Source organism: Pseudomonas sp. 58 R 12, from assembly GCF_900005865.1.
GTDB lineage: Bacteria > Pseudomonadota > Gammaproteobacteria > Pseudomonadales > Pseudomonadaceae > Aquipseudomonas > Aquipseudomonas tritici.
Genome location: NZ_CVTP01000028.1, coordinates 184,522 through 211,057 on the forward strand (window position 1 = coordinate 184,522; position 26,536 = coordinate 211,057).

The window sequence follows — 26,536 nt, forward strand, 5'->3', positions numbered from 1 at the left end:
ACGGATTCCTTCACGCCAGGCCTGCGTTGTGCAGGACTTTGTCGATCCAGCTCTGGCGCACCGCGCCGCTGGCAATTTCGGCCTTGACCGTTTCTTCATGGTCGGCGTGCTGGGCGGCGCGGCGCAGCACTTCGCCAGCGTCTGCCTGGGAGAACGCGACCAGGCCATCTTCATCGCCTACCAGCAGGTCGCCCGGGTTGATGATCATGCCGCCGATGGACACTGGCACGTTCACTTCGCCGGGCCCGGTTTTGTACGGGCCGGTATGCACCACGGCGCGGGCATAGCAGGGGGTGTCCTCGAAGCTGGCGACATCACGAATCGCGCCGTCGATCACAAACCCTACGCAACCGCGTTGCTGGGCGTAGAGCTTGACCAGCTCGCCGATCACCGCGTTGTTGGTGTCGCCCTGGCCGTCCACCACCAGCACATGGCCGGGTTGCAGCATGCTCATGGCCTTGTAGATCAGCAGGTTGTCACCGGGGCGCGTCTTGACGGTGATCGCCGTGCCTACCAGCTTCCCGCTGCGGTTGTAGCGCGTGAGCCCACGGGCGCCGATGTGCCGGGCCAGGTTGTCGCTGATGTGCGGCGTGACTACGTGGGCAAATGCCTCGACCAATTCGGCCGAGGCCATGGGCGCGTTGGGAAGGATGCGAGAACCGGGCAAGGACATGGCAAATCTCCAGAGTCGTTTGGATAGCGATGGGCTATGGCCGGATCTTAGGAGCGATGAACGGAGAGTTTTAGCGATATTTTATGATGTGTTAGCATCGATTTTTTTCATGACTGGCACACCATGATCACGTTCAAGCAAATCGACGCGCTGTACTGGATCGCCGAGCTGGGCAGTTTCGAAGCCGCGGCCAACAAGCTGAACATGTCTCAGTCGGCCATCTCCAAGCGTATACAGGAGCTGGAAGACACCTTCGACGTCGAGGTATTCGACCGCAGCAAACGCAACGCCCGGCTGACGGAAAAAGGCGGTGAACTGCTTGATTACGCCCGTGACCTGCTCAAAAGCCGCGACCAATTGCTCGAGCGCGTCAGTGCCCGCGAAGTGCTGGTGCGCCGGTTTCGCCTCGGGGTCACCGAGCTGACGGCGCTGACCTGGTTGCCGGCGCTGGTCGAAGCGCTGCGCCAGGCCTACCCCAAGGTGCAGATCGAACCGTCGGTAGAGCTGAGCAGCGAGCTGTTTCGCAAATTGGAAAGCGACCAACTGGACCTGGTGATTGTGCCGGACGTCTACAGCGATCCGCGCTTCCACAGTACCGTGCTGCAATGCGTGGAAAACGCCTGGATGTGCTCCCCAGGCCTGATCCCGGACGCCGATCCCATCAGCCTGGAAACGCTCGCCAGCTACACCGTGCTCACCCAGGGTTCGCAGTCGGGTACCGGGATGATCTACGAACGCTGGCTGGCGGCAAACAATGTGCAACTGCCGCGCACCCTGACCAGCCATAACCTGTTGGTGCAGGCCGGGTTGGCGTTGTCGGGGGTGGGTGTGAGCTACCTGCCGGTGGTGTGCCTGTCCCATCTGATCGAGCAAGGCACCTTGCGCGCGTTGGTCACGCAGCCTGCGCTACCGGATATCCAATATGTGGCGTTGCATCGCGTGGACCGACAATTTGGCCTGAACCAGGACGTCGCAACGCTGGCCCAAGCCTGCTGCGACTTTTCGCGACTGCTGTTCTAGGTCATTTTTTGCCATTTCCCGCGTCAGCCTGCTCTTAGCGCTACCAGCGATACGTCAATGAACTGACCAACTGCCGCTCATCGCCATAGCGGCAAATCGCGAATTCGCAGTAGGTGTAGCGTTTGTTGGTGACGTTGTTGGCGTTAAGCGCGACTTCCCAATGCGGATCGATTTCGTAGCTGGCGCGCGCGTCGTACAGGGTGTAGGCGGGCATTGATGACGGTACGCCGGAGGCTTGGGTCGTGCCTTTGTAGCGGGCGCCGCCGCCGATGCGCAGTTGCGGGATACCCAATGCCGCCAGGCGGTAGTCGGCCCAGAGGGCGGCCTGGTGGTAAGGCGTGTCTTCACTGCGTTGGCCGATTTCGCTGGCGATATCGCTTTTGGTAATGCGTGCATCGATATAGGCGTAGGACGAGATCAGGCTGAGGTTGGGGGTGACTTCGGTCTTGGCTTCGAGCTCGAAGCCACGCGAGCGCACTTCGCCGACCTGCACCGAGAAGTTGAGATCGGTGCGGTCCTGGCTCAGCACGTTGCGCTGTTCCAACTGGTACACCGCTGCACTCAGCAGCGTGGCGCTGCCTTCGGGCTGATAGCGGATACCGATTTCATACTGCTTGCCCTCGGTGGGGACAAAGCTTTGCCCCGCCTTGTTGGTGCCGGCCACCGGGAAGAACGACTCGCTGTAGCTGATATAGGGCGCCACGCCATTGTCGGCCTTGTACACCAGGCCCGCGCGCCAGGTGGTGGCTTCATCGCTCTGGCTGCTCTTGGCGGAATTGCGGAACAGTTCGGTGTCTTGGTCGGCCCAGTCATGGCGTGCGCCCAACAGCAGAATCCAACGCTCATCGAACTTGATCTGGTCCTGGAAATAGAGGCCTTTTTGCAGGGTATCGATCTGCGAACCGCGGTCGGTTGCCGGGTTGCGGTTCACCACCACCGGCTGGCCGTAGTTGTAGGTTGCCAGGTTCAGTGACGGTGCAGTGCCACGGAAGTTATGCGAGTCGTAGCTGGTGTCATAGCCGTCGAAGCCCAGCAGGAAGGTGTGCTGCCAGTCGCCGAATTGCCATTTGCTTTCGATGTTGGTGTCGCTGGCCAGGCCCCGCGAGCGCTCTTGGCGGTCGCTGTATTGGCGGCGCAGGATGCCGGTGGTCTGCGCGGCGGCGATGCCGGCGGTGTTGACTTGCAGGTACCGCCACGTCACATCCGACTGGTAGTAGCGCAGCTTGTTGCTGATGCGCGTGTGCTCATCGAAGCGGTGTTCGAATTCATAGCCCAGCGCAGACATCTCGCCATTCATTTCGTCGTAGTCCGGCTCGCCGATAAAGTCGTGGCGGCCGATCTGGAAACCGCCGCTGCCCACGCCCTTGGTCAACTGATAGGGCAGGGGCGCGGAGAAGCCTGTCTCGGTCTTCTGATAGAACGACAGCAGGGTCAGCGACGTATCGTCATCCGGTTGCCAGGTCAGGGCCGGGGCGACGTAGACCTTGTCGTTCTGGATGTGATCGGCAGCGGTGTCGCTCTTGCGGTCGAGCAGGGTCAGGCGGTAGCTCAAGGTGTCACTGTCGCCCACCGGGCCCGTGAAGTCGGCGGACAGTTGCTTGCGATCGTTCTGCCCGGCTTGCAGGTTGATCTCGTGGTAGGGCGTTTGGCTTGGGCGCTTGCTCACGGTGTTGATCAAGCCGCCCGGCGACAGTTGGCCGTACAGCACCGACGCCGCGCCGCGAATCACCTCGGCGCGTTCCAGCCCATAGGGTTCCTGCACGCCGTCGTAGGAGTTGTTTTGCAGGCGCAGTCCATCGCGCAGGGAGCCACCCGTGGCGGATTCCACGTCGAAACCGCGAATACGGAAGCGGTCCGAGGTGCGGTTGAAACTGGTGGGCTGGCTGGTGAAGCCCGGCGTGAGGTCGAGGGTTTGCGAGAGCGTTTCGGATTGGCGGTCACGGATTTCGTCATTGGTGACCACCGACAGCGATTGCGGGGTTTCGATGATCGGGGTGTCGGTCTTGGTGGCGCTGAGGTTGCGCGTGGCGACGTAGCCTTTGACGTGGTCAGTGCTGCGTTCTTCGCTGAGGCCGGTGATGGCGGTGGGGCCCAGCTCCAGCGAGCCGCTGGTCGTGAGTGGCACCAGTACGTAACCGTTGGTGCCTTGCACCGCCTGCAAACCGCTGCCGCGCAGCAACTGGGCGAAGCCCTGCGCCACCGGGTAGTCGCCTTGCAAACCGGCGGTGTTCAGGCCAGCGACGGTCTTGCTGTCGAACAGCAGCGCCACATGCGCCTGCTGGGCAAACAGGTTCAACGCCGGGCCCAAGGCGCCGGCGGCGATGGCATAACGCACGGTTTCTTGCGCCGCCACCGGGCTGCTGATGGCCAGGGTCAGCGCAGCCAGGCTGGCCAGGTTGATCGCCAGGGCGAGGGGCAACGCAGAACGCTTGAAGTGGCGGGGCATGGAAGAAATTCCTGTGATTGAGGTGCTTTCTTCCTTGACGCAGCAGTCGTGAAAAGCGGAACCCGGCCCGCAAGACTATTTTTCGTGACGCTCAATCTGCAACCACAGCGGGCTGAACGCGCGGATACGCACCGGCAGACCATCGGCAATCAACTGCAGGGCGCGGCGTGGGTTATCCAGCGGCAATACGGCGGAAACACGCAGGTCGGCCAGTTGCTCGCGATTGAACTGCACATGGCCGCCGAATTGGCGCGCCAGTTCGTCGAGCACCTCCGGCAATGGCCGGTCCTGCACCACCAGTTGATGGCGCTGCCAGGCATCGTCGGTGGTGCGTGGGTCGATCTTGCCGAGCAGCGTGACAGCGTTCGGCGTGATGCGCGCTTGCTCGCCGGCGCTGACGTGTACGGCGTCATGCTGGCTGGCGCCAGTCGCCGCGACTTTGGATTCAAGCAGGCTGAGCAGGGTGCCCGGCGTCTCGCGCTTTACCGTAAAGCGCGTGCCAAGGGCGCGCATTTGGCCGTCATCGGTGACCACGGTAAACGGCCGTGTCGCATCATGGGCAACCTGCACCAGGATTTCACCGCGCAGCAAACGCACCTGGCGTTGCTCGCCATTGAAGGTCAGGTCCACGGCGCTGTTGCCGCTGAGGGTCAGTTGCGAACCGTCTTCCAGGTTGACGCGTTGCCATTGCGCCGGGGCGGTGCGCTGGTCTGCCAGCAGATAGCTGGGAGGGTAAGCCCGCAACGCGAGGGCCACCGGCAAGGCCACCAACAGTCCCAGCAGCACGCGGCCCGCCGGGTTGCGCCGACGCACCCGCGCGGCCTCCAGCGCAGCCTGCACCGGCGCCTGTTGCGGGCGCATTGCCTGCAAGCGTCCGACAAAGCCTTGCAAACGCTCAAAGGCTGCACCGTGCCGTGGGTCGGCGGCTTTCCATCGTTCGAAGTGCTGTTGTTCGCGCTTGCTGAGGTGGCCTTCGTTATGGCGAATCACCCAGTTGGCGGCCTGCTGGTCGAGGTCGTCGCTCATACGTCCAACGCGTGGTTGCAATGCATCAAGGCATTCATCAGATGCTTGCGCACCATGCGCTCGGAAATGCCCAGGCGGCTGGCGATTTCGCTTTGGCGCAGGCCTTCGAGGAAGTACAGCAGGAACGCCCGCCGCGCATTCAGCGCCAGGCCGTCGAGCACGAAGGCGATCTGTTCCAATGCTTCAAGGGTGACCAGGATTTGCTCCGGCGATTGCTGGCACTGCTCCATCATCTCGATGGTCAGCGCCAGTTCCCGCAGATACGCGTCTTCCAGCTGGCGACGGCGAGCGCGGTCGATAATCAAGTGACGCGCCGTGGTCGTGAGGAACGCCCGCGGTTCACGCATCGCTCCCAGCGCGTCGCGGGAGGCGAGGATACGCAGGAACGTGTCGTGGGAGAGATCCGCCGCGTTATACGGGCAGCCGAGCTTTTTCCGCAGCCAGCCGAACAACCAGCCATGGTGCTCGGTGTAGAGCGCCTGGACCGCCTGGTTCAAGGGAAGATTGCTGGCCGACATGGAGGCTAAGTCTGCGGATAAGAATTATTCGCAAGATTAGCGGTGTGTCATCAGCGAAAGCAAGCGTGAAGCGCCATTTCGAAGATTTGCAACTGGGCAGCCCCAGCAGCCTCACCGCCGAGTAAGGGTCGGTGGCAGTTTGGTGGAGGTGTTGCTGCCTTATCACGGACGCTCGCGGCCGTTTACCTTGCTGTATGCCCATGGGCGGTATGGGCCGCATCGAGTGCGGGCGATTGTGGATTTCCTGAGGCAACGTCGGGACGAAGGGGCGGTACAGCAGAGGCGGCGATATCCCAGGTGAGCAGCAGTTGGCTGATCGCCGCGTCGAGAGTGGCATGGGGCACATTGTCCCGTGCCAGGATCGAAATGCCCTGCAGGAAGCTGTCAAACACCGTCGCCATCACGGCCGGGTTGAGCGTCTGCGGTAACTGCCCCAGGCGTATCGCCCGTTCCACGCAGGCCACAATCCCAGCGCGCGTGCGCAGCCGCGACTGCGTTAACCCAGTCGCCACCCGCGCGTTTTCCGGGCTTGGCGCGCTCATCACCCCCAGTGCCACCATGCAGCCTTTGGGATGCCCGTCTTCACACTGCATGCGCGCCGACTGACGCAGCGCTGTCTCAACGGCCTGGCGCGGTATCAGGCTTTCGTCCCACAGGCATTCGGTGACCTGGGCGTAGGTCGCCAGGTAGCGCTGCACGCATTCGTCAAATAACGCCTCTTTGGAACCGAACGCCGCGTAAAAACTCGGCGCGGAGATTCCGCCACCCAGGCCGGCCTTGAGTTGGGCGAGGGAAGTGGCGTCGTAGCCGTGCTGCCAGAACAGGTGCATGGCCTGTTCCACAGCGTGTTCGCGATCGAAGGTACGGGGGCGGCCCATTTGCGCCATGTCAGGTCTCCGGTGGAAAGCGATATAAATACTAGTCGATACATAAGTCGTTGACAACGTGTTGCAGTCGCCGGCAACATCTATATCGATCAGTATCTAAGTCTCGCTCAAGGAGTTTACCGTGACACCCTCACTGACGTTATCTAGGTCATCCGACCGCCTGCCCATCGGCGCCTTGCTCGCCTTGGCCATGACCGGCTTTATCTGCATCGTCACCGAAACCTTGCCCGCCGGCCTCTTGCCGTTGATCAGCGACGGCTTGGCGATTTCGCCCTCTATGGCCGGGCAGATGGTCACCGCTTATGCACTGGGTTCGTTGTTGGCGGTGATTCCCATGACGATTGCTACCCGTGGCTGGCGCCGACGCAATGTGTTGCTGCTGACCATCGTCGGTTTTTTATTGTTCAACTCCATCACCGCGCTGTCGTCTCACTATGGCGTGACTCTGGTGGCGCGCTTCTTCGCCGGTGTGGCGGCAGGGTTGGCCTGGAGCCTGCTGGCCGGTTACGCCCGGCGCATGGTTGCGCCGCATCAACAGGGCAGGGCGCTGGCGTTGGCGATGGTCGGCACGCCGATTGCCTTGTCGTTGGGTGTGCCGCTGGGCACGTGGCTGGGTGGGCTGCTGGGGTGGCGCACCACGTTCGGTCTGATGTCGGCGGTTAGCCTGGTGTTGATTGTGTGGGTGCTGGTGAAAGTCCCGGACTACGCGCCCCAACCCGCGCATCAACGCGTGTCGTTGGGCAAGGTGCTGACGACGCCGGGCGTGTGGCCGGTGCTGGCGGTGGTCATCAGTTGGATGCTGGCGCACAACATTCTGTACACCTACATCGCCCCGTTCGTCGCACGGGCGGGGCTGGCTGGGCGGGTGGACGTGGTGTTGCTGGTATTCGGCATTGCCGCATTGGCGGGGATTTGGTTGACGGCCAAGCTGGTCGAGCCGTTATTACGCAAGACAGTGCTGGTCAGCCTGGTGGTATTTGCGGTGATCTCGCTGGTGTTTGGCGTGTCGGGCGAGGTGCCTGGCGTGGTCTACGTCGGTGTCGCCGTGTGGGGCTTGAGTTTCGGCGGTGCCGCCACCTTGCTGCAAACGGCCCTCGCGGATGCGGCGGGTGATGGCGCGGATGTGGCGTTGTCGCTGAATGTGGTGGCGTGGAACAGCGCGATTGCCGCGAGCGGCGTGATGGGCGGGGTATTGCTGGACCACTGGGGCGTAGCGGCGTTTCCATGGGCAATGCTGGTATTGATCGGCGTGGCGCTGGTGATCGCGTGGGCGGCACGTGATCATGGTTTTAAGCCAGGGCGACGGACCCATATAGAGGCCATGGCTCATTAAACCTTCGGTCGACCGCCATAGGGTGTAGGCTGGTACCTCAATTCATCAGATATTAGCCTGTCATGTCCACGCTAAGCGAAGAGAGCCGCCAGATCGTAGCGTCTCTGGCGCACCGTGTTGGTCCCACCGCTGATATCGCAGGCATCGCCGAGGCGATCATTTCGATATTGCAGGACATGGACGCAGCACTCACGCCCATCATCGGGCAGCAAGGGGTTGTGGCGCTCTTGCGCCGCAGCCTGCTCCTCAGTGCCTCGAAGCACTCCCGGCTGGCTGGCACGTACGAACGTGTACAGGTCACGCCGGATCTGATCGGCCTCAAAACCGTATTGATCGAGCAAAGCGAAGCCGATGCGCTGTTTTTCGGTGAGGTGCTGCTGACCACTTTTTATACGTTGCTGACCTCGCTGGTCGGGCGGTCGCTGACGGCCCGGTTACTGCGCAACGTGTGGGAACCTTCTTTGAGCGACACCCCTTCGCAGGAAAATTCGCCATGAGCTCCAAAGTAACTATCAACCGCCTGGCTACCGGTGTGCCAGGTCTGGACGAGGTGCTGGGCGGAGGATTGCCGGAATTTTCGTTCAACCTGATCGCCGGCCCACCTGGCTGCGGCAAGACCACGCTGGCGCATCAAATGATGTTTGCCCTCGCGACCCCTGAACGCCCCGCGCTGTTTTTCACCGTGTTGGGCGAGCCGCCGCTGAAGATGCTGCGTTATCAGCAGCAGTTCGACTTTTTCGATAATGAAGCGATCAACCAGTCGATCCGCTATATCAACCTGGCCGATGACACCCTGGCCGGTAATCTGGATGAGGTGTTGCGGCGAATTGTCAGCGAAGTGGAGACACATTCGCCGTCGCTGGTGTTTGTCGATTCCTTCCGCTCCGTGGTGCTGGCCAGCCAGACGCAGACCAACCCCAATAACAACCTGCCGCAGTTCGTTCAGCAACTGGGCATGTTGATGACGACCTGGCAGGCGACCACCTTTCTGATCGGCGAGTATTTCACCGAAACCGACACCAACCCGATTTTCACCGTGGCCGATGGGCTGATCTGGTTGCGCCAGAGCGTCGAGCGCAATTCGATGGTGCGCAAGATGGAAATCATGAAGATGCGCGGCCAGCCGACCTTGCCGGGGCTGCACACCTTCCGTATCGAGAGCTCCGGCATCAAGGTCTTCGCGCCCGCGGCCATCGACCCGGTCGAGACACCGATGCCGCGGCCTATCCAACGCCTCAAAATGGGCGTGCCACGCCTTGACGAGATGCTCGGAGGCGGCCTGCCACGGGGCTACTCACTGTTGGTCGCGGGGCCTTCGGGGTCGGGCAAAAGCATCCTGGCGGCGACGTTCCTGGCCGAGGGTGCGCGTAATGGCGAAACCGGCGTGATTGCGGTCTTCGAGCAACGGCCCAACCGCTCGCAAAACGCCACACTGGCCGACCTGATTACCTGTGGCAACGTCAGCCTGGTGGACAGCCGGGCGCCGGACCTGTCGATCGACGAAATCGTCCAGCAGTTGCTCAGTGAAATCAGGCGCTTGAACGCCACGCGGGTGGTCATCGATTCACTGTCGGGCTTTGAGCTGGCCTTGGCGCCGACCTTCCGGGCGGACTTTCGTGAGTCGTTGTCGCGCATGGTCACGGCGTTGACCCGCGTCGGCGTCAGCGTGTTGATGACCTCGGAACTGGAAGACCGCTACACCGACCTGCGCTTCAGCCCCTACGGCACGGCGTTCCTGACCGACGCGATCATCGTGCAGCGCTACATTGAAGTGCGTAGCCGCCTGTTGCGCATCATGGCGGTGGTCAAAGTGCGTGCCAGTGCCCACTGCGATGAGTTGCGCCAATACCGCATCACTGACGATGGCCTGCAGATCGGCGAGATGCTTCCCGATCAGGAAGGACTGCTCGGCGGTCGCCCGACTACCCGGAACACAGGGAGTGACAATGTTTGAGCTGACTCATGAGTGACCGTGCTGGAGAGGAGGAGCGTAAGGTAGCCAATGCTGCCCACGAACTCTTCCTGCTTGGCCGCAAAACCGTTGAAGCCCGCGCGGTATTGGCTGCGCTGCAGGATCAGCTGAGTGACGCGAATAATCGTCTGGAAGACGCCCAGCACGTCGAGCAACTGATCGAAGCCAATCAGCAACTGGTGCTGGCAATACTCCTGACGCAATCCGACGCAATCGCGGCGCCTCAGGTCGAGGAGCTGCTGTTGTTCCAGGAGCTGCGCGAAGCGAATGCGCAATTGGTGATCGCCGCACTCAGCGCCCAGGACCTTCAGGCCACGGCCGAGCTTGCACTGGGCCAGCAGAAAAGCATCCTGGCGATGGTCGCCCATGAACTGCGTAACCCGCTGACGCCTATCAGCCTGATTGCCGAGCGCATGGTCAGGCTGCCCAGCGACCAACTGCCGCGCATGCGTGAGTTGATCGAAGGCCAGGTCCAGCATATTTCCCAACTGGTCGACGACCTGCTGGATGTCTCACGCGCCAGCACCGGTAAGCTGCGCATCCAGTGTCGCGAGGTGGACATGCTGCGCATCTTGAATGCCGCGGTCGACGCGTGCAGCCCGGTGATGATCGCGCGAAATCAGCAGTTCGACGTGGCGCTTCCCGACGCTAGCCTGATCATGAGCGGTGACCCCGTGCGGCTCGCGCAGATCCTGCACAACCTGCTGGGCAATGCGGCCAAGTACACCCAGACCGGTGGCACCGTCTCGATGGTGGTCACTGTGGAGGCCGAGCAACTGAGGATCTGCATTTCCGATAATGGCATCGGCGTGACCGCCAATGCCCTGCCGTTCATTTTTGATCCTTATGTGCAAGACGCCCACGCCATCGGGTTCAACAGCGCCGGCCTGGGCATTGGCTTGACCGTCGTGCGCGAACTGGTCGAAGCCCACGGCGGCACGGTCTCGGGCAAGAGTGACGGGCATGGCAAGGGCAGCGAATTTGTGGTGATGCTGCCCCTGTCGGTGTAATGGGGCGAACGCGCGGCACCAAAGTGACTTATGAGGGTCCATAAACCCCGCACGGCTGTCTGTGGTCGTGCGCCTGTCGGTTCCGTGCCTCGGAACCTGTCGTCCGTTTTACCCTCAGCATAAGATCTAAAGCATGTACCTACGCAACATTGCAGTCGGGCTGTCGGCCCTTGTTTTGCTCTCTACCGCTGTAGAAGCCCGCAATCTGGCAAACCCCTACACCCCCACCGAGCAACGCGCTTCATTTGAGGGTTGCGCTGAGCTTTTCCCTGCCAACACGCCGATCAAAACCGCCACCATCCCCGCGTCGATGAAACCTCTGGCGCTGTGTTCCGACACGTTTGCAGTGCTGTACTCGCAAACCAGCAAGACGCCGCTGGTGGTGGTCGAACGCCTGAATGCCGCGCAGTTGAAAGAGGCGAAAGGCGAGGAGCGTACCAACCAGTTCTACCCCGACCCACGCATCCCCAAGGCTGGGCGCGCTGAGTTGAGTGACTACCGCAGCCAGCACCCGGCTGTGGACCGCGGCCACCAGGCCCCGGCCGCCGACGCACCGGATGCCCACGCGATGGCCCAATCCTTCGCACTGTCGAACATGGTGCCGCAAGACCCCACCAACAACCGCAAGATCTGGAGCAAGGTCGAGGCCGACGTGCGCAAGTTTGCCAAGCGTGCTGGCGGCGATGTGTATGTATTCACCGGTCCGCTGTTCGACCCGGGCCACGGCACCATTGGCGACAACCACGTCTGGGTGCCGACGCGGCTGTTTAAATTGGTGTACGACGCCTCAAGCAAGCGAGCCTGGGCGTATGTGCTACCCAACGCTGAGACGCGCATCCAGAAGCCGATGGACTACGACACCTTTGTGAAGAGCACCGGCCTCAAGTTGCTGGGGAATCTTCCGGTGTCAGGGTCGGTGGGGAGGGGTTGACCGACGCATCTCCACTCTCCTGACCGGCACGGCGGGCGCAGCACCCAACCGCAGCAGAGATCAAATGTGGGAGCTGTCGAGCCCAGGCGAGGCTGCGAAGGCGGCATTGCCAACATCTCCATCGCCTGACCCACCGCTTTCGCAGCCTCTCTAAAGCTCGACAGCTCCCACAGGGGATTGGCGGTGTTGGTTGGATTTCGGTTTTGGCCGCGAGCGCAATTTCAGCAGCGATAAAGATCAAATGTGGGAGCTGTCGAGCCCCAGCGAGGCTGCGAAGGCGGCGGCACTGCCAACATCTCCATCGCCTGACACACCGCTTTCGCAGCCTCGCTAAAGCTTGACAGCTCCCACAGGGGATTGGCGGTGTTGGTTGGATTTCGGTTTTGGCCGCGAGCGCAATTTCAGCAGCGACAAAGATCAAAGGTGGGAGCTGTCGAGCCCCAGCGAGGCTGCGAAGGCGGCGGCATTGCCAACATCTTCCTCGCCTGACCCACCGCTTTCGCAGCCTCGCTAAAGCTCGACAGCTCCCACAGGGGATTGGCGGTGTTGGTTGGATTTCGGTCTTGGCTGCGGGCGCAATTCCAGCAGCGATAAAGATCAAATGTGGGAGCTGTCGGGCCCAGGCGAGGCTGCGAAGGCGGCGGTACTGCAAACATCTCCATCGCCTGACCCACCGCTTTCGCAGCCTCGCTAAAGCTCGACAGCTCCCACAGGGGATTGGCGGTGTTGGTTGAGTTTTCGTTTGCCTGAGGTGTTGAGCGGTGGCTGAATCAGCTTTCCGGGGACACGCCTGGCTCTTGAACCGCTTCAGCCGCCAGCTTTTCCCGGTCTGCCTTGCTGACGTACGTATCCTTTTTCTTCGGCGCCAATTTGGCGCTGGCCTTTTTGGCCTTGGCCTTGAAGAGCTGCTTCAGTTTTTTCTGGCGGTTCATGTCTTTCTACCCGGGCTGTACAGGCTCGGGATGATACCAGCTTAAAAACCGACGCCATTCCCTGAGTCGCTTTTTAGCACCAATCTGTGCATTGAATCGCCCTCACTTTTGCCAATAATCGGGTCCTCCAGCGCACAACGGACGACACTGATGAGCATCCACAGCCGCACCCAACGCATGACCGTCCCGCAACTGGTCGCCATGAAGAGCCAGCAGAAAATCGTCTCCCTGACGGCTTACTCCAGCGCCATCGCCAAGCTGATCGATCCTTTGGTCGATTTCATCCTGGTCGGTGATTCCACGGCCATGGTCGGGTATGGCCGTCCCTCGACCTTGAGCATGCAACTTGAAGAAATCATCGGCCACACCCGGGCCGTGGTCGATAGCACGCGCCTGGCCTGTGTGATTGCCGACATGCCGTTTGGCAGTTATCAGGAATCCAATGAACAGGCCTTTCGCAATTGCGCCCAGGTGCTGGCGCGCACCGGCTGCGACGCCGTCAAGCTGGAAGCCAACCAGGCGTTAGCCGGCACCGTCGAGTTTCTGGTGGCGCGCGGTATTCCGGTGATGGCGCATGTGGGGCTGATGCCGCAGTTCGTCAACGTGATGGGCGGCTTCAAGGCTCAGGGGCTCACCGCCGAAACCGGTGCTCGGATTGCCGAGGATGCACGAGCCAATCTGCAGGCGGGTGCGTTCAGCCTGTTGCTCGAAGGGGTGGCAGAGGGCGTGGCCCGGCAGATTACCCTCGATTCGGCAATGCCCACGATCGGCATCGGTGCTTCACCGGCCTGCGACGGCCAGGTCCTGGTGACTGAAGATGTGCTGGGCCTGGGCGGCGAGCAGATGCCACGCTTCGTCAAACAATACGCGGACGTGGGCGCGGTGATCCGCGATGCCTGCGAGCGGTTTGCCGACGACGTGCGTCACGGTCGTTTCCCTGAGGCGCGGCACTGTTACGGGCTTTGACGGATTGCCCGGGCCAGTTGCTCCACGGCCTGGGCGATGTCCTTGCTCCAATCGAGGGTAAAGCTCAGGCGCACATGCTGCTTCCAGGCACCTTGCTGGCTGAACAGTTCGCCGGGGGCGATGACGATGCGTTCTGCCAGCAGGCGATCGAACACGCGGTGCATGTCGACCGGGTGCGTGGCTTCAAGCCAAAAGCACGCGCCGCCCTGCGGGATCTGCACCTCAAAGGCACCCTTGCCGTGTTCGTCCAGCAGGCCTTTCATCCGGGTCATACAGTCCTGCAACAAGGCCCGTAGTGTGTGCAGATGCGCGTCGATGCGCTTGGAGGTGAATAGCTTGGCAATCGCCTTCTGGCGGATCGGCGACAGACGAAATGCCCGCGCCAGGAACGCCTGCTGCAACTGCGCCCCACACCCACGGCACAGCACATAGCCGTAGGGTGCCTCCGAGCCGATCACCTTGTCGAAAGTCGAGAACACCAGCAGTTTCTGCGGGTCGGCAACGTCGCGATAGCGGGCCGGCCGGGGTGTGAAATACAACTCGCCGTAGGTGTCGTTTTCGAACAACCAGATATCCCGCTCCGCCAGCCATTGGCAGATCTGCTGTTTATCCTCAGCCGGCATGCGGCTGCCGTGGGGGATGTTCACGGTGGACGACAGCACCGCCAGGCGAATGGGCGCGTGCTTGAGCAGGTGATTGAGCGCAGGCAGGTCGAAGCGCCCGTCGGCGTCGAGGTGCAGTTCGATCACGCGGATGTTCGCGGCTTTGAGCTGGCGCAAGATCGCCCACGAGCACGGTGACTCCACCAACGCCACTGTGCCCGCCAAGCCCAAGGCGTTCAGCGACAACTCCAGCACGCTGTGCAGGTCCGCGCCGACGTAGACCTGATCGGCCTGCCAGTAGTTGTCAGTGGCGCAGGTGTAGCGCTCGGCCAATGCAGCGCGCAGCTCCGGTTCGCCAAAGGGCAGGTACAACGGTGCCAGTGAGCGCGGGTATTGGCGGGCCATCTCCCGCTCAATCATCAACAGTGGGTTTTCCAGCGACATCAGCATGGCCGGCGCGTCGCTGCTCAGGGCCAGCATGCCCGGCTGGCGGGCGCTGGCAAAGACCTGATCGAGCAGGCAGGGTGCGCGCTCAGTCAATAAAGGCGCCTGCATCAAACAAGTGAAGTAACCGAACTTGGCCCTGGCGTATACCCGTCCTTCATCCTCAAGGAGCGCGTAGGCGTACTTGGTGGTCGACACCGATACGCCGAGGCGCTGCGCCAACTGGCGCAGCGACGGCAACTTGTGGTCGCCTTGCGAAGGGCTTGCCTCGATCAACTCGACGAGGTAGCGGTACACCGCTTGATAGGCGAACGGGGCGCCTTTAGGTGTATCCATAACCCTTTGCGCCGCATGACTTGCCATTGCAGGGGACACGGGCAGGGTGCTCTGTTAAAGGTTGACGACGGTGCGAGTGTCAGCGCTCTCAGGCCTATGCTCTACAAACGTTGCCTGTACCCGCTTGGATACCAGCATGTAAGGCACCCAGATAAACAAGCCAAACAATGCCCGGACCATTTCTTTTAGTGTGTTGTAATCGAACAGGGGCTGATTCACCAGGACAAACGAGCAGACCCAGGCATCGAGAGGAATGAAAATCACCGAGAAAATGACCGTGGCGATATACACCTTGGGGAACAAGTAATGCTTCCTGAGGAACAGGTAGACCAAATAAGCATAGGTAGCAGCCAGTAGTACGCTGATGACTGTTTCTGAAATCAGAATCGGCGCCCATAGCGGGTTATACAAGGACGATCCCTGCGTGCTCACAGCCGTAAAAGTGCCATTTGCGAAGATGGGGTAATACACGGCGAGAACGTTATAGCTTAGGCGGATAACCGATATAAACAGGCCTATTCCAACGAGCACGAGCCAGCCTCGTAATCCTTTCAAATCGTTGCTCTCTTGCATGTTGCACTCCGTGGGTGAGTAAGGGTTCGAATTCATTTGCTGAACGATTGCCGCAGAAACGTAGTAATCAGTCCTACCACCTGTTGTTGGATCTCTACTCTGGGTCGGGCCCCTTCACCATCGCGGCAAATCATGCCATCGCCTGGCGAGTCCTCTTCGATCAACGCCATGCCGCCCGGCTTGCAGGTCGACATAAAGCTGAAGTGAGTGGCGTCGGCGATCTCTACGTAGTGCGTCGATGCTTTAGGCAACCGCTTGGCCATGTCGGCGGACTCCAGGTTGGGGTCCATATCCTCCGTTGGCACGCCCCCCGCAATCACCAGTGCCGGCACCGGCAGTGCGGCCAGGCTGGCGTCGGTGAAGCCGCGCGACAGGCCCAGGTCCAATGTCACCACGGCGCCGACGCGTGGGTCGCGCAGGGCAGCGGCCAGTTGGGCCTTCGCAGCCGGTGTCTCGGCGGGTTTGATCTGCTGGTAGCCGATGCAGCCACCCAACTTCGGGTGTGCAGTGCAGTCCTGGGCGAAGAGGTCCGGGTCGAAGCGGGCACCGGCGATTTCCATGGCCGTCCATCCCCCAATAGAGTGACCCACCACGGCGATCCGGTTTTCCGCCACCGTGCCGAACTGCTTCGGCTGGGCGATCACCGCATCGATGGCCCGGCTCAGGTCTTTGGGCCGTTGCCATAACTGCGCGGCAGCCTGCGGGCTGCGGTCCTTGCTGGTGGTGCCGGGATGGTTGACCGCCGCCACGATGTAACCCCGATGGGCCAAGGCGCTGGCCAGCCACACCTGATTGCCCCAGTTACCGCCGTAACCATGGGAGAGCACCACCAGCGGGTGTTCGCCGCTTTGCGCAGGCGCGTCGGGCACCGCGAGGGCACCGAAGGACACTGCGTCGTCACGAATCAGCTCGGGTGCGGTGGTGGTGGCGGTGGGGTACCAGACGACCATTTGCAACGGGCGCTGCTTATCAAGGACGGTGATGTTTTTGAAGCCGATAGCTGTGGTATCGGCGAATACCGGCGCCGCCATGATAATCAGCAGCAGTGCGGTGAGGGTGCTTTTCACAGTTTTATCGTCCTTGATGTGAGGGCCGCATCATGCCTTGAAACAGAACGTTTTAATAGAGGGGAGGCGGGACTAGGAAGTTGCTGACGTATTCCTACTTTTAAGTATGACGGCGTTGTCCTTCGTTATTTTAGGACGTGGGTGGCTTTATTCGGTTAATTAATCGTGCAATGGTGGGGGCGTAAATCTTACAGTTGGATTGATTTGAGCCTTATGTGTTTACTCCTGACGCTATGGTGATGATTATGGAAGGCACGATTGTGTTTGTTCGTAGTTCAGTCCCACGCAAATATCTGCTCGCATTGGTTGCTGCTTTGGTGATTTTCATTAACGAAGTAGTGCAGGCGCAGGAAAGGTCTATTCCTAAGTCTGAGGCGCCCGGCCCCGTGCTCGTGTTATCTAATTCCGATACCAGTCACGGTGTAGGGTTCGCAAGTTTCAGTGTTGTGAACTCTGATTTTCCACCCGGGACCCTCGCTGATCCCAAGCAGTTAGTGGAAGTGCAATGGAATACGACTTACTATCCTGAAAGCATCATGGAGGATGTGAAGTTGTGCTACTCGCGCCCCTTCAGTTCTCAAGAGGACTGCAGGAAAATTCTTCCAAACTCTTCTGGAATACTATCGGACTTCAATGTTCAATCTTTCGGTAATGGCTCGCGTGTCAGAATCTATCATGATGTATACGGGGGGACGCCCCGCTACACTCGGCCTTCGGGTGCAGACTCAGTGGCATTTAAATACAGGTACTAACTAAATGGAAACTGCTTGGGATTAAGTGGCTTTCGTGTTTATTTTTAAATAGATAACCAACGTATATTTAATGCCGGGTAGCTTCGGTTTCCTCCTGGGCTGGGAGAACATCCATGATCACTGTTCAACCTCAGGCATCCGCATCCTACGGGCGCATGACAACAAGTAGTTCCGTCAGTGCCGCGCCGTTGTCTACGGTTCCACACGCTAACGATAAGACGGCTGTGGCTTCAGCTACGATCCGTGACGTTACTAGCAGCACGGTCTCAATCCTGGCTCGTCAACTGAGCGAAGCCGCAACCCGGGCTGAAACCCGGGCCGGCCAGATGAGCGCCAACCCACTCCATTCGATAATGGGTGACAATTACCTCGCCAATAAAGCCCAGCACGATACGGAAACGCCCAGCACCGAAAACCCGGAGCTCCTGGCACGGGCGCGGCAAGCCACTGGTTTCGTCAACGGTACGGACAGCAACCCGTTTAAAGAACTCGCGCGCAATCAGCTCAGCCTGATTGCCGGGGATGACGATGGCTCCTTCACCGTCAATGAACGACGTGCAGCGTGGGAAGCGCTGGTATCAACGGCGCCCAAGGTCGCCACCCAGTCGGCCCCAGCTTCCGTTAACGGCCGCGACCTCATGATTTCGCGCTTGTACAACGGCAATGAACCCCCCGTCGCCAAGCCACCTGCCACTATCTACAACGGCACTCAAAACCACGCCGACTTCCTCAACCGTGATGACCGTGCCTTGATCTCGGATATGTACGCCTATGCAAAAGCGGAAGGTGCGGACCTGTATTTCGTAGATCGAGTGGCCATAGAACTCGGCACCTACCGTCATTACAGTGACGGCCTTCAACTCGCGGGGAGCAACGTTCGCTATAACTGGGACGGGTTCCAGGTGACGTTCGACTACAAGCCAGAGGACGCCACAAGCGCTTCAGGAATCCTGGAGGGTTCGGCGATCAACAGCACCCGTCTCGACCAAGGCTTTTTACGATATATCCTGAGTCCGAGCCAGGGAACGTTCTCCAATATTGGGGGCATACCCTTCCTGGAGCGGATGGTAAAAAAATTCTCCAGTGAAGGCGCTGATCAACCTCCACTGGGCAGCGAGTTCGCCACCTTCAAAAGAGCCAAGCGCGAAGACCATGTCGTTCAAACCACGGACAAAAACATAAGGCTCCCGTCTTTCAAAGCACTTACCGAAACCGTGAATGGTGTCTGGCACCTCACCGAGCACGGCAAGACCGATGGCTATTTGATGGATAAGTCCACCGGTAGGCTGTACAAGCCCAGTGATCCTCTAAGCGATCAAGTGCAACAGCGTTCGCCCTTGAATATTCCTGCCGGCGAAGCGCCCAACAACACCCTGCTCGACGCTCTCGCAGACACCCGCGAGCAGCCAACAACACGATGGATCTGGCCCGGCCATCTGTTCAAACTGATGAAAAACTTCAAACCCTGAAGCGCGACTGTCTGCCAGGCACTGCAAGCGCATTTTGCTGATGCGCATTGCAGCCCAGCCGCCTCAGGCACCCGCGCCTCCCCGTTAAAGCCTACGCGTGCGTAAGCCCCGTCAACGTATCCGCAATGGTCTTCGTGCGTTGCGCTGTCCCCTCAGTCGCACGGCTTGACGCCTCCAGTGCATCGAGCATTTCGCGCAGCGCGCCCACCCCAGTGGACTGGTCCTCAATCTGCTGGGCAACACGCTGGATCTCGCTCGACAGCAGATCGATATCCACACCAATCTCCGCCGCATTCTTACGCGTGATCTCTGCCAGTTTGCGCACTTCGTCCGCCACCACTGCAAAGCCCCGGCCCAGGTCGCCCGCGCGCGCCGCCTCGATGGCGGCGTTGAGCGCCAGCAGGTTGGTCTGCCCGGCGATTTGCTGGATCACCTGCACAATCGACTGGATACGCAAACTTGAACCCGCCAGGGTGCGTGCGCCTTCCACTGCGACATCTGCCTGGTTCGACAGCCCCTCCACCGTCGCTCCAGCCTGGGCAGACACGCTGTTCTGCCGATCAATGGTGCCCACCAAATCATCCATCGACGCATGCAACTCACCCGAGTAATGCTTGAGCTGCGAAGCAATGTCCTCCTGCTGCCGCTCGGCTTGCGCCAACACTTGGCCCAAGTCTGCCAGGCCTTCGAACACCGGCAGGATATTGCGGTCCAGCCCACGGGTATTCAGGGTGTCGGTAAAGTCTTTGTTCTTGAACGCGTTAATCTGCTTGACCACCACATGGTTCAATCCCGCCAGTTTCTTCACCTGCCGGCGCAGGAAAAACGCCTTGAACTCGCCGTAATGGGCGATGAAATTGTCGACGTACTCGTCATTGAAACTGGCGCCTTTGGCCACCCGAAAGAAGAAAATCGCCGTCAGCGTCTGGTTCAGGTTCAGCCCCAGGATTTCACCAAAGGTCGAAAACCCCGCCAGCGGCACATCCCCAAACGTGCCGGCCATGCTGCCCAGTTCGGCGCCGTTGTTCAGCCGGCGCAAAATGCAGTCATTTAGGATACCCGCCACCGGCTGGCCACCCTTGCCGCGCAAAAATTGCTCGTAGTCCAAACGCGTTGCCTCACGCAACGGCGTACGCCGCACCATCACCAACTCTTCACCGGGCGCCACGTCGCAAAACAGCTGCACGATCTGCTGCTCATAGTCGATGCGCGCGATGGAGCGCACGAACAATTCACTGCCCACGCGGATGGCAAACGAGTAGTCCGCCAGTTTCGATTCCAGCGCCTGGGGCGTGCAGTTGAACGCATCGCACAGCGCTTGCACCATGCTCTTGATGTTGCCGCTGCTGTCGATCACCTGGTCAATCGTGCGGTCCTCTACCGACGCGGTCAGCACGCTGAAGGTCAAATCCGCCGGCTTGAAATTCTGGCTCTTGAACACGCCAAACCGCACCTGGGCTGCCGTCTTCAGGAACACAATCTGCGCATGGTTCTGATAACTGCGCTGGCCGTCGTGGATCAGCGTCTTCTGGAAGTCCGACTTGCCCCCGGCCGACCCGCCCACGAATAAACACGGAAAACGCCCGGACTCATACAGTGCCTCCATGAAAAACGACTCCGACGCCGACAGCCCGTCGAACACCACGTAAGCCAAGGTATCGCGATGATCGATCTGCGTACGCACCTGCACCCGCTTGATATTGCTCACCAACTTGGCAATCCGCTCCTGCATCCCCAGGCGCTTGCCGCCACTGCGAATGTCCTCACACTCCAACGGCACCATCACCACCTCGGCGCAAGCGATCACGCTGTCGTCGAACAGCTGCAACACAATCCGGTCCCAGCGTTCGCCAGTGGCGCAGTAGAGCGAATTGGCTGCGTTGCACAACTCGCCGGACGTGGTGCACAGGCTGATGGTGCTTTGGGGAAAGCGCCGTTTGAGCTTGGCGGCGATTGGGTCGATGTCCAGGTGCGGGGAGATGAAGCCGGTGATGAGCGTAGGGTTGATGCGCAGGGTGGCTAAGGACGGCTCCAGTTCGCTGGCTGTGCAGGTGAGCGTGGTGGTGCCTTGACGGTCGGGCCGGGCTTTTTTGAGAAGGGCGAGTGGGTTCATGGTGGGGGCTCGATCGGGAGGGGGCGCAGGGTGTAGGCATGCGGTTAGTAAGGTTATCGGCGGGNGGGGGGAGGACAGGAGGGGAGGTTGGGGGGATGCGACGGATGGCCGCACTTGGCAGTGAGAACTATGTGAAGCCGCGGGTCCTGCAATTAGTGCGTGACCTTAGAGAGTAGTGGTTTAAATCCGGGACAATCTGCCGCTCAACCTTGGTATTGGTCAATACAACCCCATAACTACCCTGTATCCATTGAACACAAGGGGCAGACCATGACCAACCAAACCGAAACCGCCATCCTCGCCGGCGGCTGCTTCTGGGGCATGCAAGACCTGCTCCGACGCTATCCCGGCGTGCTGCACACCCGTGTCGGCTATACCGGCGGTGATGTGCCGAATGCTACTTATCGCAACCACGGTAACCACGCCGAAGCGATTGAGATCGTCTTTGACCCGGCTGTAATCACTTACCGGCAGATTCTTGAGTTCTTTTTCCAGATACATGACCCGAGCACGCCTAATCGGCAGGGGAATGACCTTGGGCCCAGCTATCGTTCGGCGATTTATTACCTGAGCGAACAGCAAAGGGACATTGCCGAAGATACGGCAGCAGACGTTGATGCTTCTAAGTTATGGCCGGGGCGTGTGGTGACTGAAATTGAGCCGGCGGGGCCATTTTGGGAGGCGGAGCCTGAGCATCAGGATTATCTGGAGCGGATACCGAATGGGTATACCTGCCACTTCGTGCGGCCGAATTGGAAGCTGCCGAAGCGGGGTTGAGAGGGGGCGGCAGAGGAAGATGATTAGGCCTTAAATCGCGTGGTCGTGATTCATCTCCCAGTGAAATTATTGACTGTTCCTTGCGTCTCACGCCAGCAGTGCTGGCGCGATGCTTTCACCTGTAGATAAACGACGAATCACTTGCGGTAATGGCGTCGAAACTCGGTTTTGCCGTCATACAGGCGCTTGCAGGCTTTTCTGGACAGAATGGCGCAGGGAGTGAGCACGGCTGCGAATACGCACCACAACAGCGTGGCGTTGGTAAACAGGTGGTCGTGGGCCAGCTTAGTGACATACCAGCTTGCCCCGACTGAGAGCACGATAAAAAAGATCACGCTCGCCAGAGGGGTGCCGTAGGAGATTTCTGCATGGCAGCCGCGACATACGCGGGCGCCCCATGGGACGTTGTTCATGCAGTGCGGGCAGGTGATGGTGCTGTTCGTTGACACAGGTTCATTCCTTTGAGGTTGTTCAAGGGGGCGCATTCTACGGTAAACCCTCCTGTTCTACAGCCTGTTTTGTGAGGACTGCTGCGCAGTCCCAGCGGGAGCAAGCTCCCTCGCCACAGGCTCTGTGACAGTTACTATCCCTTTGCTACGCCTACACGCCATTGCGCAGGTGGCAGGATTCCATTCACCAGGTAATTGCCCACAATCCGCGACTTGTATACGCGCGGGTTGTGGTTTGCCAGGGTTCGCGCGTTGCGCCACAGGCGGTCCAGCGCTTTGTTGCTCGCGGTGGCACTGGCGCCCAGGGCATCGAACAGTGCGGTGGTTGCCGCCAGCGTCGCATCCACCACCGGGTTCACGGCCAGGCACACTTCCAGCTCCGCCAACGCGACGTGCGGGTCGTCATCGTGCAACGGCTGATCGTGGGCGATCACGTACTGCGCCGTGTGCTCCAAACGCTGCGCGGCCTGCTGGGCGATGGCTTGCGCGGCGTAGGCTTGGCTGGCGACTTCGCCGATCACTTGCAGCAATTGCACATCCTGGCCTGCAGTGTCGGCATTGCCGGTGGTGAAGGTGCGGGCGCGTCTGCTCAGCTCTTCGGCGCCACTGAGGGCCGCGCGGCGGGCGATGCCGGCGAGGGTGCTGAGGTGGTAGAGCTGGAAGAACGATTGCCCATGGCCAAAACGCTGTTGAGTGGGGCGCACATCGTCGTCCACCACGGGCGCGTTATCGAAGAGGCAGGTGCCGCTGGCGGTGAGGCGTTGGCCGAAGCCGTTCCAGTCGTCGACGATCTGCACGCCGGGGGCTTTCAGGTCGACGACCACGCTGTAGATCGTGCCGTCTTCGCCGGTGGCGGTGGTGTTGATCAAGTCGCTGTAGAGCGCGCCGGTGGTGTAGAACTTTTTGCCGCTGATGCGCAACGCGCCTGCTTCGTCACTGTGTAGGCGGGTTTCGAAATCACCGCGCGTCTGGTTGCCGACTTCGGTGCTGCCTGGGGACAGCAGGGCGCCCTGGCCGAGGCGGTCCAGCCATTTGGCGCGCCAGTCGTGGTCCTTGGCGCTGAGCACGTCTTCGCAAAAACCGAAGTGCCCGCGCAGGGCTTGTGTGATGTTGGAGTCGGCGGCGGATAATTCCGTGAGCAGCGCCAGCAGCTCGACCAGCGTTGCATCCTGGCCGCCATAGCTGGCTGGCAGGCGCCAGCGCGGCAAGCCCAATGCGTTCAGTTGCTGGATCACTGTGGCGAGGCTGCCGCGGGTCTGATCAGCCACGGCTGCCTGGGCGAGAATCTGCGCGAAGAGCGGCCGAAACGGCGCGACCAGTTGTTCGTAGCGGGCAGTGGGCGGTGTGCCCCAGATATTCAAAGCGGGAATTGGCATGCAATGGACCTTGCTGAAAGTGGTTCAGGTGCTGGGGTCCAGTGGTCTGGTGACGTCACCCTAACCCAAGGGTGGCGAAGTTTTTAATACGAAAATTAGCTAGCGAGCTGTGAGACGGTTCTATCGATAGTGCCCAACAGTATTAAGCGTCGGGCTTTTATTGCGATAGTTTCTACGGCAAACGACCAGACTGAATGCCCACAGATGGTTCAACAGCCATCTATTCCTGTGGGATTTCTTATGATCAACCGTCGCACACTGCTGTCCTTGCTGGGCTTGGCCTCTCTTGCATGTTATGGCCCATCGGCAGGGGCAGCCGGACCGCTGACCCTCACCGTGGGCGACCAGTTCTTCTCCAACCGCATCGTGCTGGAGTTGTCGGGCGAGCTGAAAGACTTGCCCTACACCATCGATTTCAAGCGCTTCAATACCGGCTCCCCGGTGGCCTCCGCCGTGGCGAGTGGCGCGCTGGATGTAGGCATCGTCGGCGATACCCCGGTGATCAGCCTGGCCGCCAATGGCGCGCCGGTCAAAGTGGTCGCCAGCACCCAGACCAGCCTCGACGGCGTGGGCATCGTGGCGCGCAAGGGGATTAAGTCGGTGGCCGACCTTAAAGGCAAGACCGTCGCTATCTGGAACGGTTCGTGGAGCCAACAACTGGCGTACAAGGCGCTGGATGAGGCGGGTGTGCCGCGCAGCAGCGTCAACTTCAAGTACCTGTTGCCGGCAGAGGCGAGCCTGGCGCTGACCCAGGGTGACATCGACGCCTTCGGTACCTGGGAACCCTACGTGTCGTTGCAGGAAAAAGAGGGCAGCACCTTGATCCGCAATGCCAAGGGCCTGATGAGCGCGCCGACCTACATCGTGGCGTACGAGCCGGCCCTGGCGCAAAAAAGCGCGATCATCAAAGACTTCATTGCGCGCCTCACCCGCGCTCGGGCGTGGAGCAGCACGCACGTTGATGAGTACGCCGAGGCGTGGTCCAAGGCCAACCAGTCGGCGCCGGACATCGCCAAAGTGTGGTTCAAGCGCGATGCGATCCAGGTGCTGCCGATCTCGCCGACGATCGTCAGCGAGGCCCAGGCCACGGCGGATTTTTTGGTGGATGCGCAGATGTTGAAGCAGCGGTATGACGTGGCGCCGTTGTTTGATCGGGTGCTTTAAAACGCGGAGTGCCGAGTCTGGAGTAGGTGTCCCCAGCCTTCCTGAAACAAAGAATCCGTAGAGGCGGCGGGGGTTAATCGCGAGAGTCTTTACAAAACGCTGAAGGGCGGATCAAAAACGCGCTATGAGACGATTCAGAAGCTGATGATGGCGTTAGGGGTTGAGCTGACTGTGCAGCCGATTGCGATCCAAAAAACACCGGCAGTCGTCCGCAAACCTTAGTACGAAAACGCGCACTTAAGCACGAAGCAGTTCGAGTGTGGGAGCTGGCTTGCCTGCGATCGCGGTGGATCAGCTAAAGGTGTACCGGCTGACAGTCCGCCATCGCAGGCAAGCCAGCTCCTACAGTTGTTTGCGTGTTTTTGCCTTACCGCACCAGGCACGGCTGCTTGTTGTTGAAGCGCCATCCCGGAATCAGGAATTGCATCGCCACGCTGTCATCCCGGGCCCCGAGGCCCATGCCTTTGTACACGTCATGGGCCTTGGCCACGGCGTCCATATCGATCTCCACACCCAGGCCTGGCTTGCTCGGCACTTTCACGTAGCCGCCTTCGATTTTCAGTGGCGCCTTGGTCAGGCGTTGACCGTCCTGCCAGATCCAGTGGGTGTCGATGGCGGTAATGTCGCCCGGCGCGGCGGCGGCGACTTGGGTGAACATCGCCAGGGAAATATCGAAGTGGTTGTTGGAGTGCGAGCCCCAAGTCAGGCCCCATTCATGGCACATCTGCGCGACGCGTACTGAGCCCTGCATTGTCCAGAAGTGTGGGTCGGCAAGAGGAATATCGACGGATTGCAGCTGGATGGCGTGGCCCATTTCGCGCCAGTCGGTGGCGATCATATTCGTGGCGGTTTTCAGCCCCGTGGCCCGACGGAATTCGGCCATGACTTCGCGGCCCGAGTAGCCGTTTTCGGCACCGCAGGGGTCTTCGGCATAGGCGAGCACGTGGTGCTGGTCGCGGCACAGGCGGATGGCTTCTTTCAATGACCAGGCGCCATTTGGGTCGAGGGTGATGCGGGCATCCGGGAAGCGTTCGGCCAGGGCGGTGACGGCTTCGATTTCGGCATCGCCACTGAGCACGCCGCCTTTGAGCTTGAAGTCGTTGAAGCCGTATTTGGCTTTGGCGGCTTCAGCGAGGCGCACTACGGCGTCGGCCGTCAGGGCTTTTTCGTGGCGCAGGCGGAACCATTCATCGTCGCTGTCGGCCTCGTTGCGGTAAGCGAGGTTGGTAGCGCTGCGGTCGCCGACGTAGAACAGGTAACCGAGCATTTTCACGGCATCGCGCTGCTGCCCTTCGCCGAGCAAGGCGGCCACCGGGACGTCGAGGAATTGACCCAGCAGGTCGAGCAGCGCGGCTTCCATGGCGGTGACGGCGTGGATCGTAATGCGCAGGTCAAACGTCTGCTGGCCGCGCCCGGCAGCGTCGCGGGAAGCAAAGGTGCTGCGCATCTGGTTGAGCACGCGCTGGTACTGGCCAATGGGTTGGCCGATCACCAGGCTGCGGGCGTCTTCCAGGGTTTCGCGGATGCGCTCGCCACCGGGTACTTCGCCCACGCCGGTGTTGCCGGAGCTGTCTTTGAGAATGACGATATTGCGCGTGAAGTAAGGCCCATGGGCGCCGCTGAGGTTGAGCAGCATGCTGTCGTGGCCGGCGACGGGGATGACCTGGAAGTGAGTAATAACGGGAGTGTTCATGGCAAGT

General features: G+C 60.5%; 23 protein-coding genes and 1 pseudogene. 11 read left to right on the top strand and 13 right to left on the bottom strand.

Features of this window, described 5'->3' with window-relative positions:
* Positions 1-10: 10 nt before the first annotated feature.
* Positions 11-673: an RraA family protein gene (locus tag BFP95_RS25120; RefSeq protein WP_065873286.1), complete on the bottom strand. Its 663-nt coding sequence runs from the start codon at positions 671-673 to the stop codon at positions 11-13.
* Between the two features lie 123 nt (positions 674-796).
* Here BFP95_RS25120 and BFP95_RS25125 point away from each other — a divergent pair, with 123 nt between their 5' ends.
* On the top strand, positions 797-1,693 hold the full coding sequence (locus BFP95_RS25125; protein ID WP_065873285.1) for a LysR family transcriptional regulator: 897 nt from the start codon (positions 797-799) through the stop codon (positions 1,691-1,693).
* A gap of 40 nt (positions 1,694-1,733) precedes the next feature.
* On the opposite strand, the gene BFP95_RS25130 is transcribed toward BFP95_RS25125, so the two are convergent.
* From BFP95_RS25130 to BFP95_RS25145, 4 genes are all read right to left on the bottom strand, one after another.
* Positions 1,734-4,139: a TonB-dependent siderophore receptor gene (locus BFP95_RS25130; RefSeq protein ID WP_065891048.1), complete on the bottom strand. Its 2,406-nt coding sequence runs from the start codon at positions 4,137-4,139 to the stop codon at positions 1,734-1,736.
* 75 nt (positions 4,140-4,214) lie between these two features.
* Complete coding sequence (locus BFP95_RS25135) at positions 4,215-5,165, bottom strand: FecR family protein (protein WP_065891047.1); 951 nt, start codon at positions 5,163-5,165, stop codon at positions 4,215-4,217.
* Positions 5,162-5,683: a sigma-70 family RNA polymerase sigma factor gene (locus BFP95_RS25140; protein ID WP_065874236.1), complete on the bottom strand. Its 522-nt coding sequence runs from the start codon at positions 5,681-5,683 to the stop codon at positions 5,162-5,164. The genes BFP95_RS25135 and BFP95_RS25140 overlap by 4 nt, the downstream gene beginning before the upstream one ends.
* Positions 5,684-5,865: 182 nt before the next feature.
* Positions 5,866-6,570, bottom strand: coding sequence for a TetR/AcrR family transcriptional regulator (locus tag BFP95_RS25145; RefSeq protein WP_065874235.1), 705 nt, complete (start codon positions 6,568-6,570; stop codon positions 5,866-5,868).
* Positions 6,571-6,691: 121 nt separating this feature from the next.
* Between BFP95_RS25145 and BFP95_RS25150 the strand changes: the two genes are divergently transcribed.
* The 5 genes from BFP95_RS25150 to BFP95_RS25170 all read left to right on the top strand — a co-directional run bounded on the left by BFP95_RS25150 (position 6,692) and on the right by BFP95_RS25170 (position 11,816).
* The gene (locus BFP95_RS25150; protein WP_065874234.1) at positions 6,692-7,903 is read left to right on the top strand and encodes an MFS transporter; all 1,212 of its coding nucleotides are present in this window, start codon (positions 6,692-6,694) and stop codon (positions 7,901-7,903) included.
* A gap of 62 nt (positions 7,904-7,965) precedes the next feature.
* The gene (locus BFP95_RS25155; RefSeq protein WP_065874233.1) at positions 7,966-8,400 is read left to right on the top strand and encodes a hypothetical protein; all 435 of its coding nucleotides are present in this window, start codon (positions 7,966-7,968) and stop codon (positions 8,398-8,400) included.
* Positions 8,397-9,857, top strand: coding sequence for an ATPase domain-containing protein (locus BFP95_RS25160; RefSeq protein WP_065874232.1), 1,461 nt, complete (start codon positions 8,397-8,399; stop codon positions 9,855-9,857). Before BFP95_RS25155 ends, BFP95_RS25160 begins: the two co-directional genes overlap by 4 nt.
* 8 nt (positions 9,858-9,865) lie before the next feature.
* Positions 9,866-10,885, top strand: coding sequence for a sensor histidine kinase (locus tag BFP95_RS25165; protein WP_065891046.1), 1,020 nt, complete (start codon positions 9,866-9,868; stop codon positions 10,883-10,885).
* 133 nt (positions 10,886-11,018) lie between these two features.
* Positions 11,019-11,816 (top strand): DNA/RNA non-specific endonuclease, encoded by a 798-nt coding sequence (locus tag BFP95_RS25170; protein WP_065880841.1) that lies wholly within the window; start codon positions 11,019-11,021, stop codon positions 11,814-11,816.
* A 770-nt stretch (positions 11,817-12,586) separates the two neighbouring features.
* On the opposite strand, the gene BFP95_RS25175 is transcribed toward BFP95_RS25170, so the two are convergent.
* Complete coding sequence (locus tag BFP95_RS25175; protein WP_065874229.1) at positions 12,587-12,748, bottom strand: DUF2986 domain-containing protein; 162 nt, start codon at positions 12,746-12,748, stop codon at positions 12,587-12,589.
* A gap of 150 nt (positions 12,749-12,898) precedes the next feature.
* Between BFP95_RS25175 and panB the strand changes: the two genes are divergently transcribed.
* Complete coding sequence (panB, locus tag BFP95_RS25180; protein WP_065874228.1) at positions 12,899-13,714, top strand: 3-methyl-2-oxobutanoate hydroxymethyltransferase; 816 nt, start codon at positions 12,899-12,901, stop codon at positions 13,712-13,714.
* Here panB and BFP95_RS25185 read toward each other — a convergent pair.
* From BFP95_RS25185 to BFP95_RS25195, 3 genes are read right to left on the bottom strand one after another with little or no spacing between them, the layout of a single operon-like run.
* Positions 13,702-15,096: an aminotransferase-like domain-containing protein gene (locus tag BFP95_RS25185; protein WP_065910859.1), complete on the bottom strand. Its 1,395-nt coding sequence runs from the start codon at positions 15,094-15,096 to the stop codon at positions 13,702-13,704. The two genes, panB and BFP95_RS25185, sit on opposite strands and share 13 nt — an antisense overlap.
* Before the next feature lie 54 nt (positions 15,097-15,150).
* A complete protein-coding gene (locus BFP95_RS25190; RefSeq protein ID WP_065880842.1) occupies positions 15,151-15,669 on the bottom strand; it encodes a DUF2569 domain-containing protein in 519 nt (172 codons plus the stop codon).
* A gap of 32 nt (positions 15,670-15,701) precedes the next feature.
* Positions 15,702-16,736, bottom strand: coding sequence for an alpha/beta hydrolase family protein (locus BFP95_RS25195; protein ID WP_065891045.1), 1,035 nt, complete (start codon positions 16,734-16,736; stop codon positions 15,702-15,704).
* A gap of 865 nt (positions 16,737-17,601) precedes the next feature.
* On the opposite strand from BFP95_RS25195, the gene BFP95_RS25205 reads away from it, so the two are divergent.
* Positions 17,602-18,957 carry a hypothetical protein gene (locus tag BFP95_RS25205; protein ID WP_139114575.1) on the top strand — a complete coding sequence of 452 codons (1,356 nt, stop codon included), beginning with the start codon at positions 17,602-17,604 and terminating at the stop codon, positions 18,955-18,957.
* Positions 18,958-19,048: 91 nt separating this feature from the next.
* Here the strand turns inward: BFP95_RS25205 and BFP95_RS30230 are convergent, their stop codons facing one another.
* Entirely contained in the window at positions 19,049-21,070 is a 2,022-nt protein-coding gene (locus BFP95_RS30230) for a methyl-accepting chemotaxis protein (protein WP_065874222.1), read from the bottom strand.
* Positions 21,071-21,340: 270 nt separating this feature from the next.
* Here BFP95_RS30230 and msrA point away from each other — a divergent pair, with 270 nt between their 5' ends.
* Entirely contained in the window at positions 21,341-21,847 is a 507-nt protein-coding gene (gene msrA / locus BFP95_RS25215; RefSeq protein WP_065874221.1) for a peptide-methionine (S)-S-oxide reductase MsrA, read from the top strand.
* Positions 21,848-21,984: 137 nt separating this feature from the next.
* Here msrA and BFP95_RS25220 read toward each other — a convergent pair whose 3' ends face one another.
* Both BFP95_RS25220 and BFP95_RS25225 read right to left on the bottom strand, forming a co-directional pair.
* Positions 21,985-22,296: a hypothetical protein gene (locus BFP95_RS25220; protein WP_065874220.1), complete on the bottom strand. Its 312-nt coding sequence runs from the start codon at positions 22,294-22,296 to the stop codon at positions 21,985-21,987.
* A 134-nt stretch (positions 22,297-22,430) separates the two neighbouring features.
* Positions 22,431-23,672 (bottom strand): acyl-CoA dehydrogenase family protein, encoded by a 1,242-nt coding sequence (locus tag BFP95_RS25225; protein WP_065910861.1) that lies wholly within the window; start codon positions 23,670-23,672, stop codon positions 22,431-22,433.
* Between the two features lie 240 nt (positions 23,673-23,912).
* On the opposite strand from BFP95_RS25225, the gene BFP95_RS25230 reads away from it, so the two are divergent.
* The gene (locus BFP95_RS25230) at positions 23,913-24,836 is read left to right on the top strand and encodes an ABC transporter substrate-binding protein (protein WP_065910862.1); all 924 of its coding nucleotides are present in this window, start codon (positions 23,913-23,915) and stop codon (positions 24,834-24,836) included.
* Between the two features lie 60 nt (positions 24,837-24,896).
* Positions 24,897-25,058 (top strand): annotated as a pseudogene (locus BFP95_RS30465) (DNA-binding protein); the annotation flags it as partial.
* 145 nt (positions 25,059-25,203) lie between these two features.
* Here the strand turns inward: BFP95_RS30465 and gudD are convergent.
* On the bottom strand, positions 25,204-26,529 hold the full coding sequence (gene gudD, locus BFP95_RS25235; RefSeq protein ID WP_065874217.1) for a glucarate dehydratase: 1,326 nt from the start codon (positions 26,527-26,529) through the stop codon (positions 25,204-25,206).
* Positions 26,530-26,536 lie beyond the last annotated feature (7 nt).